Source organism: Pseudomonas sp. HMSC057H01 (assembly GCF_001836405.1).
Classification (GTDB): domain Bacteria; phylum Pseudomonadota; class Gammaproteobacteria; order Pseudomonadales; family Pseudomonadaceae; genus Pseudomonas; species Pseudomonas aeruginosa.
Genome location: NZ_KV828459.1, coordinates 38502 through 50150 on the forward strand (window position 1 = coordinate 38502; position 11649 = coordinate 50150).

Below are 11649 nucleotides of genomic sequence, written 5' to 3' on the forward strand. Positions count from 1 at the left end.
GCCGGTCCAGGCGCACTTGTTGCATCGCGGCCACGCCGAAGCGAACCTGCCCGGCGCCCATTGGGCCATCGCCTGGGCCGAGCGTCCGGCCTGTGGTTGCAAGCGTTCGAGGGCAGCCTGGCGGGCGCGAGGACGGTGTGGGTTCGAAGACCGGCGTTCCGCGTAGCGAGCGGTTTTCGCCTGGAAGCACGGTTGCGGGAAAAGTTCCGCTGGAAACCCTCCGACTTGCAGAACACGAGGCGCCCCGCATTCCTTGGCACTGCGCTTGATCGCGGCGAAAAGACCCACGGAAAATCACCGGGTCGTTCAGTCTTTGCCAAAGGAAATCAGTATGAAGAACGCAATGGCCCTGACCCTGGCCGGCCTGCTGGCCGCTCCTTCCCTCGGCTTCGCCGCCGCGCCGGACGCAGTGATGGTCTTCGCCCGCCAGGGCGACAAGGGCAGCGTATCCGTCGGCGACAAGCACTTCCGCACCCAGGCCTTCAAGGTCCGCCTGGTGAATGCGGCGAAGAGCGAGATCAGCCTGAAGAACAGCTGCCTGGTGGCGCAGTCCGCCGCCGGCCAGTCCTTCAGGCTGGATACCGTGGACGAGGAACTCACCGCCGAGACCCTCAAGCCGGGGGCCACCGTCGAAGGCGAGGCGATCTTCGCCTCCGAGGACGACGCGGTGTACGGCGCATCGCTGGTCAGGCTGAGCGACCGGTGCAAGTAGGCGGGTAGCCGTTGCGCAGCGAAAGCCGCAGGGCAGCCTCGGCGGCTTTCGGGTGCGAGGAAACGGCTTTCGAAGGTTTCGGCGCGAATCTGAAATCATTCAGGGCGCGTTTCCGGTGCTTTTGGTTGCCTGGGCTGGGGGCCGAATTCCAGATACCCGGGGCCTAGGGGAGGGTAGACATCGTTCCAGGCTGCGCCCGAGCGAGGCGCTCGACCCACAAGGCACGCCCGGCCCCCTCTCCCGCGTGCGGGAGAGGGTTGGGGTGAGGGCCAACACCACATTCCAAAAACCGATCCGCGACACTCAAGCCGCAGCTATTGCGGTTAGCAGCGGGGGAGGTTGTGGTTTTGCGGGTGGCAATAGGTGTGCCGTTCAGGTATGGGGAAGGGCTATGGCTTAGGGAGGGGCTGTATACGGCCAGAAGCAGTCATTCGATTTCCTGTCTATAGCGCGTTGGAAGCAAATCGAAAGGAACGCTGATTAGGTAGCGAAGAAGGTCTAGAAAAAGAAGTGCAGCTACCACCTAGGTACGTTCAATTACCGGCGCGGTAGGGAGCGCATGTGCATGCACACGGTTTCCCATTGCCCAAACCGGAAACGGTTGTACTGGCGAACCAAGACAACTTTCCCATGATCGGTCATGGCGTATTCTCCATCTGATCTCAGCGGGCCGCTGATAGCCTTTACACCCCACGTGCAAAGCGAGCAGATGAGTGCCAGGCAGGAAGGAGAGCCCTTGGGTGGTAGCTGCAGGCTAAATGCTATCGGTTGATGCCGAATATGGGAAGATCAGCCCTCCTGCAATTCCAGGTTATCCGGTCGTTCCCGGTAGAAGGAGCGAACACATACGCCTTGACGCAGCCATCCCAGAATACATGGCTAGCTATGCCATCATCTTGTCGAAGTGAGATTCGAAATTGGTTCTGATGAACACATCCTTAAACCGCGCGACGAAGATCTCCGGATCGATCTCGCCGAAGTCAGTTAGGTTAACCGAGTCAGCATGTGATTCACGGTTGATGTATCGGTAAAGCGCTCTGAACTCTGGATTCTCCTCGCTAAGATCAGTCAACGCTTGGCGCAGGCTTTGCGTCTGATGCACGAAGCTGAAGTAGTACTCCAAGATATTGCGCATCATGTTCGGGATCACGTTAGGGGAAGTTCGGCCTTGCAACGCGTCCTTGATGGTTTGCCAGAAGGCTTGGTAGTCGTTCTGGATTTCGCGCTCTTCCATGGTCACGACCGAGCTGTATTCGGACTTGGTGATCCGGAACATTGCCAAGGATTTTTCTCCGTCATCCTTCAAGAGCTTGACCATTTCGTGGAAGAAGAAAAGGTTGTGCGTCAGAATGATCACCTGTTTGAACCGGTCTCTCGGGATGAGCACCTGCCGCCTGATCAGCGACGCAATATCGTAGACATAGTTATGGGAGAGGCTCGATATTGGGTCATCGATGACGATGATGCGATCACGCTTGAGCGTCCCACTAGCTGTGTCCAGCTCGCCATTGCAGACCTCAAGGAAGTAGAGGAACGAGATCAGCGTTTTTTCGCCCTCACTTAGCGTTCTGAACACCCCTTCAGTCTGGCCAGGACGTTCAAGACGATATTGTGGCACCGGGCCCTCTTCTTTAATCAGCGCGAAGCCCTTCAGACCCAACACCCGCAACCAATTATTGATACTCTCGACCGACTGGTCGATGTTCCTGATGGCCGCCCTGGATTGGGCAATGATATCGCGTTGTGCCTGAATGCGATCCCGCAGAGACTGAACCTCATCCTTGGCGGCCTGGCGTTGGCGCCCCTGCTCCTTATCGACCTTTTCGAATGCCACGAAAGCCGCGTCGCACGAAGCTCTGTACCAGCTCCAGAAGCGTCGCTTGATGTCCTCCTCATGCTGCTTCCTGTTTTTTATCCTCGCATTGATAGCGTCGATTTTCAGTTGCTCAGCCGCGATCTCACTGTTCAACTCTGCGACCAATGTTGCAGTGGACTCCAACGTAATCATAAGGGATGGACTGGCGAGCTTTGTAGCGAGGGATTGCAGGTTTTTCTGGAAGACAGCGTGAAGTCTGGTGACACGGAGCTTTATGGCTTGCAGCTGATATTCCGGAGCCTCGTACCGTCGCAGAAATTGATCCACCGCGTCTCGGTATTGGCTTTCGAATTGCTGCAGCAAATCAATGCGCTGCTGATAGGTTTTATCGAAGACTTTACGAATTTCAGTATAGAAATCCTGCGGCAAGGACTGCTGGCATAGTGGGCACTGGTCTTTTGCCTCGACCTCATAGCGCAGTGCCTGCTTGACCCAATCCGAATTTCCCAGTTGCTGAATGAACGCAGAAAGGTAGGAATCGCCTGACCCAGTGATGACTTCCTGCATGATCGGATCGGTTTCTAGCTTACCCGCCTGGAAGGTGATTGGCGCGATTCCGGGCAGCTCTTTATCACTGGCCTCGTTAAGTTCTGCCGCCTCGCTGAGTAGCCCCTGAGCGGTGTCAGAGGTTGCCACAAGCTGGACGCTTCGGACTGCATCAAGTAAACGCTCTTTGGTGTTGAGCGACCTGAAGCAGTAAGCCAAAGCGGTGTTATCGAAGCCACGCTTAGGCTTCCATACACTGTCCAGTAGCGCCTCATGAGCTTGCTGCTGAGCATTCTTGCAGTTAATGCCCTTCTCCATTTCAGTATCATGGGCGATCGTCAGCTCAGCGATTGCTTTCTCGGCCACTGCGAGGGCAGCTTCCGCCTCAATGTTGCCCTCATTGAGGGTGAAGACCCCTGGCTGGGATGCGGCTTCATGGAAATTTTTCTCCATGAATGCATGGTTGTAGACTAGGATCTCCCGGCCAACCTTTACTGGCTCCACGCCGCAAACGCTGTAGCAGGCCTCATCAGGGGCCTGAAGGAAGTTACTGATAGTGGTCTTGCCCGTCCCGTTATGGCCATAGAACAAACTCACGCGCTTAAGCGGGGCAATGGATACCGCTGAGTCTGGAGAGTAGCTGGAGACGTTGCGAAGCAGAATTTTTTCGATCATGCGGCAAAATCCTTGGCGTGAGCAGACCCAACTCAAAGCTAAATGGAACATTTGTGATTGCGTAGTGATACTGTGCTGTCTGATCGGTCTCGCAGGATGCCTACCCTATGCGAAGGGCAACTCCGGTTCGAACTCTAACCGTCATGACAGGCTGAGATCGACCCAAACCACCGATTGTGACAGGCAACAACCGGACAAAAGCAGACACTCAATCCATCAGCAAAAGTAGCGACAACTCAATTAATCTTCATCCAACCTCAGGTCAAACGCTATAGGAGCACTTCTGAGCACCTGACCTGGCCTTGGGCCAAAGCGTCTCGGTACTGTCTCTCGCTCCAATGATGCCGCCCAAATATCGCAAATTTTGGCTGAATCAATTTGCTGGCTGTTTTCGGCAATCGTGACAAATCTTTTTATCAATGCTGCGATTATTGCATACGAAAGGGATATAACGTGTGGAAGCACCCTGAAGCCGGCCTCAGAAAATCCATCATAGGCAATTTTGTTATTCCTGCCGAGCAGGTAGCTTTTGGTTATCGCGCTATATGTCCGATGTGTATACTTGCTGAGATCGCTATAAAGGTTGCTTAAATTTTTAGCTTTATCTTGGCATTCATACTTTTTTATAAATTCTCTAAAAACCTTATGTGGAATCACTTCGTTATTGTACCATTTGGCGAGATCTTTCCTTGCTTCATCACCAGCCAAATAAAAGTAGGCCGAAATATCCATTGTCTCGACCGCATCACGAAATAAGCGCGAGGCAATTCGGTGTCTCTTCTCCTCTGTTAATTTCAAGGCATCAATTAGCGCTTCTAAAGCATCTATCTGTATTAGCCAGATTGCTTTGTCGAGAGTTTTTTCATCTCGGTCAAAGTGCATATCTTTTTCTGCATAGTGAAGTTTTATTAGCGATAGAACCTTATAAGCCTCTCGGTGGAACTGCTCCTGCCCACCATACTCATAGGGTTCACTCCACGCTTCCTCTGTATCTCTGTCCCAAACAAAACTTGGCATAAGTCTCGCCCATAACCTAAATTGTCATTGATACGGTATATTACAATCTCCATTGCGATGGTGTGTCGCATAATCTCCAGTGTCGATCCGTTAGACCTGTTTTTTTGGAGTCAGAACTGGGGGGAGGCTACTGTCATTGCGTCCTTTCCCTGTTTGGTCGTTTTGGAACATTCCGAAATTAGTCCGGATCGCTAGCAGTGGGCAAGAAAAAGCCATTGATATCGTAGACAGAATGGCAGAAATCTGAATGGCGACTGTCAGACAGCAAAGCAATTGGAGGTTGGCGCAGACGTTGAGGTGGACATGCGAGTACCGCAAACCTGCGGTTTTTTAGCTGCTGGGTGAATAGGTGAGAGACCGCTTCTGGCCGTTTTCTGCCAGTCCAGATTGGCGAAATCCATACCAATAAGAGCCTCCATACGCAGCTACCTTCCACCCAATCCCTCACCCATTCCTCCCCAACCTATACCCACTGACCGCCTCGTAAACCGCCTTCCGCAACCGGTTGATCCCGCCGATCGGCCGATGCTCCGGCAACGCGTGCCAGGGGTTGAACGAAAGGTTGTCACAGAACAGGTTCTGTTCCCGGCTATCGAAATCCTGAGCTGGCACAATGATGTCGGCTATGGTAGCGAAGGGCGCGTCCGACTCCTTCCATTCGACGCTGGTGTCTTCGATGGGCATGTACTTGGCCGGGTCCTGGCGCTGCACCTGGAAGGCGTAGCAGGCGGGGGTGCGGTCGATGGAGAGTTGCTGGTACAGGGCGGCGCGGAGGAAGTTGGGCAGGTCCTGGTTCTGCTTCGGTAGCTGGTAGGCCGGGCACTTCTCCGGGGCGGGGACGACGCGGAACTTGATGTTGTGTTCGCCCAGCTTGTACGGCGAGATGCCGTTGTAGCCGGCGTGCAGCGGGCTGTCCGGGGCGGGGGCGAGGGTGCGCAGGGCGATCAGCAGGTGGCGCAGTTCCCAACTGGTGGGGTTCCAGTTGGGGAAGAAGGCCAGGGCTTTCTTGCCGTCGGCCTGGGCGGCGAAGTTCTGCCGGTATTCGGCGATGTCGCGGATGAAGAACACCGGCTGGTTGAACATAACGAAGTCCTGCTCGCCGTCATGGCCGCGGCCGGGCAGGAGTTTTTCGCCGGGCACGTCGAGCAGCTTGATGGCCATGCCGCGCGCGTCGTTCTTGCTGTCGAACTGCGGGTAGGCGTTGCCGTTGGAGAAGCGCACCCAGGCGTTCCAGCTCTTGCCCGCTTCGGCGAACACGCCGCGACGCAGGGTCGGGTCGAGGTCGGCGCGTACCTTGAATTCGGCCTTCACGCAGCCGTGGGCCTTGGCGTGGGCATCGCGCAGGACGCGGGTGTTGTCGCGGTGCTGTTCGACCACGCGGATGGCGTCCTGGATGATCGCCTGGGTGATGCGGGCTTCGTCCGGGGCGATCTGCTCTTCCGCGGACACCGGGCCGGAGAATTTCCAGGCGTAGTAGAGGCTGCCGATGGCCCAGCCGCCGAGGCCGACGGCCAGCAGGAGGAGGAGCAGGCGGCCGAGCCATTTGCCGAGGAACAGCCAGGCGTGGGTGAGGAGTGCGCGCATGGAGTGGGTGTCCTTGGTGGTGTGCGTTGGCTGTGGGCTTTTATTCTTCTTGGGCGGGGAGTGCGCCACGATTGCTTCTCCCCGTCCTCTGGCTAGGCGTCCCCCCTGAAGGGAGAGGGGCTGCTCGGGGTGGAGAGGGGCGGCGGCGCCATGCCTCGCGCTTCTCCATTTCCCAGGTTCAGCGTTGCGCGGTCCGTTGCTCCGGCGCCGGGCATTTCGGGCCGGGCGTCCAGGGTGGGGTCTGGGCCGGGACCAGGCGGCGCTCGAACTCGGGGTTGCCGAGCACCTTCAGGTATTCCACCAGCGCCCAGCGTTCTTCCGGGCTGAGGGCGCGGCCGATCACGCCGTTCTGCCGGCAGCCGTCGCGGAATTCGTGGCCGCTGTTGCGGTTGCCGGTGAGACGGGTGTCGAGGAGGAAGCCGCCGGGGAATTTCTCGGTGCGGAATCCAACGAATTTCGGATCGAATTCGAAGGTGCCGACGTAGAACTGCGGCGAGCGTTCGGCGGCCGGGGAGAGCAGTTGGAACAGGTTGGGCACCGAGCCGTTGTGCAGGAACGGCGGGGTCGCCCAGACGCCGTCCAGCGGGCGGGCCTTGTAGGCGCGCAGTTCCTGTACGCCGATCGGTAGGTCGAAGCCGTTCATGGTCTTCTGCTGTTCCGGCGGGATGCCGGCGTCCCGGTAGGCGCGCTGCTCGACGAAGGCGGTGATGTAGGCCAGGCCCTTGGCCGAGGACAGTTGCGAGAGGTCGAGTTGCTGCGGATCGGCGCCGATCAGCTGGACGTTCATCCGCGCCAGTTCGTCGACGCTCCAGCCGAGCTTGCGCAGGTCGTAGCGGTGGTCGGCGATGTTGTCGGCGGTGGTCGGGTCGGTGCCGATCACCTCGGTCGGCACCATGTGCATGCGCCACTCGGGATTGCGTCCGGGGGCGGCGTATTCCGCCGGTTGCACCTTGGGTGCATGGCAGAAGGCGCAGTTGGCTTCGAACAGGGCGCGGCCCTGGGAGGCGCGTTGCAGGTCGATGCGGCCGAAGAGGTCTTCCGGCCAGGTCGGCGGTTTCAGCTGTTGCAGGGTTTCTTCCAGGGCGTGCAGGTCGTGCAGGCGTACGCTGGAGGCGTAGCGCTGCTCGCCCCGCAGCGGCTGGCCGTGCTCGTCGAAGATCTGCAGGCGCGCGCCGACGCCGAGGGCCTCGCCGATGTTGCGCGCCATCGGCTGCATGGCCGAGCCGTTCCATTGCACCCAGTCGAATTTCCAGATGTCCCAGACCTGCGGATAGCTCACCGGGGCGTTGGCGACGCGGTAGTTGCCCGGGTCGATGGCATCGCCGAAGACGCTGTTGGCGATGCGCCCGAAGGCGTCGGTGCGGCCGGGGCCTTCCTCGGTGGGGTAGAGGTGGCGGCGGGTGTCGTTCCAGGCGGTGCGCAGGAGGGTGTCGAGCACGGCCTTGAAGTCGGCGCGCAGTTGCGACTTGTCCTGTTCGTAGCGTTCGCCGAGGACTTTCCTGGCGAAGCGGTTGAACTTGAACGGGTTGTAGTAGGTGGCGGCCATGCTCGCGCCGAGCGCCTGGCCGAAGGCGCCGCCGCGCAGGGTCGGCACGGTGGCGGCGATGGAATGCATGGCGGCACCGCCGTCGATGCGTAGCGACTTGCCCTGGTAGCGCAGTTCGCCGGTGTGGCAGGCGGCGCAGGTGATGTCCAGGTAGCGGGTGCCGGTCTTCTCGTCGCGGTGCTGGCTGAAGCCCACCGGCAGGTTGCCGGGGTTGAGGTCGCTGGCCTTCTGCTGCGGATCGACGAGGAAGCCGAAGCGGGCGAGGTATTCGGGGGCGGCGAAGGGTTCTTCGGAGAAGGGCAGTTCGAGGGCGGTGAACCAGTCGTAGTGCAGGCCCTTCACCAGAGTGCCCTGGGGCGTGTAGTAGAAGCGCTGGCGGGCCTCGTCCTTCCATTGCGGCAGGTAGCGTACCTCGCTCGGCGCCTGGTAGTGGGGCAGGTTGGGATTGGCGACGTAGTAGACCACCACCCCGACGACCGCCAGCACGATCACGCCGACAACCAGCAGAGCCTTTTTCACGGTGCGCATCAGGAACGTCCTTGTAGGCCTTTTTTTGGCACCGTTATGCCAAGGCGTTGGCATATTGGCAAGCTGCTATCAGCTTTTTTGACAAGGTTTTCTTGACAGCGAACGGGTAAAACGTTTGCGCAGGCCTCGCCTGGCGATGTTGGCGACGAAAGCTCGGTATTTCACCGGAGAAAGGCGGCCGCCGGAGCGTCGTGGAACGGCAGGGCGAGGCGCCGGCGGCCTGCCGGTCAGAGACCGGAGAAGGCCAGCCAGGCGATGATTGCGGCGTAGAGCATCCAGGTGGGATCGGTACGGCGGTCGAGCAGGGCTTTCATTTCTTCGCCTCCGCGCTCCAGAAACCCTGGGCGTTGCGGAAGGGCTGGCGGGCCAGTTGTTCCAGGCGGGTGATGCCGTCGGCGCGCATGGCATTGATCAGGGCCGAGAAGGATTTGGCGGAGTAGCTCATGGTGTCGTCTCCAGTTCCGTTCTGGTTATTCGGGGATCTGGCGACTATGTAAACATCGGCGTTGGCGAATGAAAAATGGATAGTCTCACTAGCCACTATCGATGGAATTGATTGATAGGCGAGAACATCTCCCCGCCGCAGGGCGGGGCGATGCGGATCATTCCGGGTTGAACAGGATCACCGCCGCGCGCAGCTTGCTGCGGCCGAAGCGGCTCATCTTGTCGAACTCGGCGTGGCTTACCGGGATGTGCTGGCAGTCCAGCGGCTGGCGGTGCTGGCTGTGGTCGACGTCGGGATCGTGGAGGTAGACGAAGTCCTCGTCGTAGTGGGTGACCAGCACCCAGTGCGGGGCCTTGGAGCGGGTCAGGCGGTAGCTGCTGATCAGCACCAGCGGCTGGCCGCCCCTGGCCAGCTGGCGCGGGATGTCGAGCCTGGCCGAGCGCTTCTGCTCGACGCCCGAGGCGTCCAGTTCCTCGCAGAAGTCCTCGTGGACCAGGCGCATCACCGCCTTCTTGTCTTCGTTGCGTACGCCGTCGAGGAACAGCGGGCCGCTGGCGGACAGCACCAGCTTGACCCGGAAGCCGCGCCGCCAGGCGGCCAGCGCCAGGCCCTGGGGGCTACAGCCGCCGTGCCCGGCGGTCATGTAGATGGTGGTCGCCTCGCGCCACAGGCGCAGTTCCTCGCGGCGGGTCAACTGGCGCTCCGGTTGCAGCGCGCCCATGGCCATCAGCAGGCAGGCCGGGCCGCAGGTGAAATCGGTGGTCTGCCGGTAGAAGGGCACGTGGCGGCGCTGGTCGTGGCCGGGGTTGCGGATGCGTTTCTCGAAGCGCAGCGCTTCGCTGTGGTCCTCGTAGTAGTCGCGCACGGTGGCGAAGGGACGGTAGCCGTTGCGCTCGTAGAGGGCGATGGCGCCACGGTTGTCCGGGCGCACTTCCAGGCGCATGTAGGCGCGGTCGTTGTCCCGCGCGGCCTGCTCGGCGGCTTCCAGCAGCTTCTGGCCGAGGCCGATGCCGCGGGCGCGCGGGTCGATGGCGATGGAGTAGAGGCGGGCCAGCGAGGTGCCTTCGTGGAACAGCACCAGGGCGTAGCCGAGCACGCCGCCGTCGCCCTCGGCTACCGTCAGGCTGGCGTGGGCGCGGGTGAGCATCCACTGGAAGTTGCGGCGGGACAGGCGATCGTAGTCGAAGCAGCGGTTTTCCAGCTCGACCAGGGCGGACAGGTCGTCCGTGCCGGCCGGGCGGAGGGTCAGGTTCATAGCGGTCTCCACGGCCGCGGGCGGGAACTTCCGCGCGGGCGTGCTGTAATGGGTGCTGTACGCTTCGGTTTGCTGGCAGGCGCCATAGAGCGGTTTCGCAAGGGATTCCCGCCGAGTATTGGCCGGGATGCGTGCGCCGGCAAGCCGGTTCCGAATGCGCCGTGGTTTCGCTGTCCCCCCGGGAGGTGTCGTGAGCAAGCTGTTCATCATCGTGGAACGCAAGGAAGACTGGACGTCCTATTACCCCAGCGAGGATGTGGTCACCGCCCAGGAATACCTGGAACTGCCCATCGACGACGACACTGGCAAGCGGGTCCAGGTGATCAACCTGTGCCGGCACTACAAGTACCTGCGCCATGGCTACTACTGCTCGCTGCTCGCCGAGGCGCGCGGGCACAAGGTGATCCCCTCGGTGCGGACCATCAGCGAGCTGGCCAGGAAGTCGCTGTACAGCCTGGTCCTGGAGGACCTCGACCGCACCCTGGACAAGGCCCTGGCCGCGCACCCCTACGGCAGCACCGATGGTTTCACCCTGACCCTGTATTTCGGCCGTACCGACATCGAGCCGTTGCAGGACCTGGCGCGACAGTTGTTCGAGGCGTTTCCCTGCCCGTTGCTGCTGGTGGAGTTCAAGCGCAACCGCACCTGGCACATCGAGGGCATCAAGCCCGGCGCCATCCACAAGCTGCGCGAGGATCAGGAGGACCTCTTCGCCAACGCCCTGGACAACTTCAGCCGGCAGATCTGGCGCAAGCCGCGTTCGCGCAAGCCGTTCCGCTACGACCTGGCGATCCTCCACGACCCCGGCGAGGCGTTCCCGCCGTCCGATGCCAAAGCGCTGAAGAACTTCGTGCGGGTCGGCCGCAGCCTCGGCATCGACGTCGACCTGATCGAGCGCAAGGACTATTCGCGGATCGCCGAGTACGACGCGCTGTTCATCCGCGAGACCACCAATGTCGCCGACCACACCTACCGTTTCGCCAAGAAGGCCGAGAGCGAAGGGTTGGTGGTGATGGACGACCCGGTGTCGATCCTGCGCTGCACCAACAAGGTGTACCTGGCCGACCTGCTGCGCAGCCACAAGCTGGGCATGCCGGCCACGGAGATTCTCTACAAGGAGAACCCGCAGGAACTGGAGAAGGTCGGCGAGCGCCTGGGCTTCCCGCTGGTGCTGAAGATTCCCGACGGCAGCTTCTCGCGCGGGGTGATCAAGGTGGAGGACCAGGAGCAGTTGCTGGCGGCCAGCGCCGAGCTGTTCGAGCGCTCGGTGCTGATCCTTGCCCAGGAGTTCTTCTATACCGAGTACGACTGGCGTATCGGCGTGCTCAACCGCAAGCCGATCTTCGCCTGCCAGTACTTCATGTCCAAGGGCCACTGGCAGATCTACGACCACAGCCCGGACGCCGAGGAGGTCAGCGGAGATTTCCGCACCATGCCCGTGCACGAGGCGCCGCGCAAGGTGGTGGAGCTGGCGGTGAAGACCGCCAATCTGATCGGCGACGGCCTCTACGGGGTGGACCTGAAG

At 60.4% G+C, this 11649-nt stretch carries 8 protein-coding genes; 2 read left to right on the forward strand and 6 right to left on the reverse strand.

What is annotated here, in order from left to right:
• Positions 1-331: 331 nt before the first annotated feature.
• A complete protein-coding gene (locus tag HMPREF2581_RS12905) occupies positions 332-712 on the forward strand; it encodes a DUF4354 family protein (protein WP_003111130.1) in 381 nt (126 codons plus the stop codon).
• A gap of 883 nt (positions 713-1595) precedes the next feature.
• Here the strand turns inward: HMPREF2581_RS12905 and HMPREF2581_RS12910 are convergent.
• The 6 genes from HMPREF2581_RS12910 to HMPREF2581_RS12925 form a co-directional block, all read right to left on the reverse strand.
• The gene (locus HMPREF2581_RS12910; protein ID WP_003139803.1) at positions 1596-3749 is read right to left on the reverse strand and encodes an AAA family ATPase; all 2154 of its coding nucleotides are present in this window, start codon (positions 3747-3749) and stop codon (positions 1596-1598) included.
• Between the two features lie 240 nt (positions 3750-3989).
• Positions 3990-4766: a hypothetical protein gene (locus tag HMPREF2581_RS32050; RefSeq protein ID WP_003139802.1), complete on the reverse strand. Its 777-nt coding sequence runs from the start codon at positions 4764-4766 to the stop codon at positions 3990-3992.
• Between the two features lie 444 nt (positions 4767-5210).
• The gene (locus HMPREF2581_RS12915) at positions 5211-6350 is read right to left on the reverse strand and encodes a catalase family protein (protein ID WP_003139801.1); all 1140 of its coding nucleotides are present in this window, start codon (positions 6348-6350) and stop codon (positions 5211-5213) included.
• Between the two features lie 178 nt (positions 6351-6528).
• The gene (locus HMPREF2581_RS12920; RefSeq protein ID WP_003139800.1) at positions 6529-8424 is read right to left on the reverse strand and encodes a di-heme-cytochrome C peroxidase; all 1896 of its coding nucleotides are present in this window, start codon (positions 8422-8424) and stop codon (positions 6529-6531) included.
• A gap of 310 nt (positions 8425-8734) precedes the next feature.
• Positions 8735-8869, reverse strand: coding sequence for a hypothetical protein (locus tag HMPREF2581_RS33550; RefSeq protein ID WP_003088290.1), 135 nt, complete (start codon positions 8867-8869; stop codon positions 8735-8737).
• A gap of 157 nt (positions 8870-9026) precedes the next feature.
• The gene (locus tag HMPREF2581_RS12925) at positions 9027-10124 is read right to left on the reverse strand and encodes a GNAT family N-acetyltransferase/peptidase C39 family protein (RefSeq protein ID WP_003139794.1); all 1098 of its coding nucleotides are present in this window, start codon (positions 10122-10124) and stop codon (positions 9027-9029) included.
• Between the two features lie 190 nt (positions 10125-10314).
• Between HMPREF2581_RS12925 and HMPREF2581_RS12930 the strand changes: the two genes are divergently transcribed.
• Positions 10315-11649: RimK family protein (locus tag HMPREF2581_RS12930; RefSeq protein WP_083329337.1), on the forward strand; the 1335-nt coding region annotated here is incomplete at its 3' end.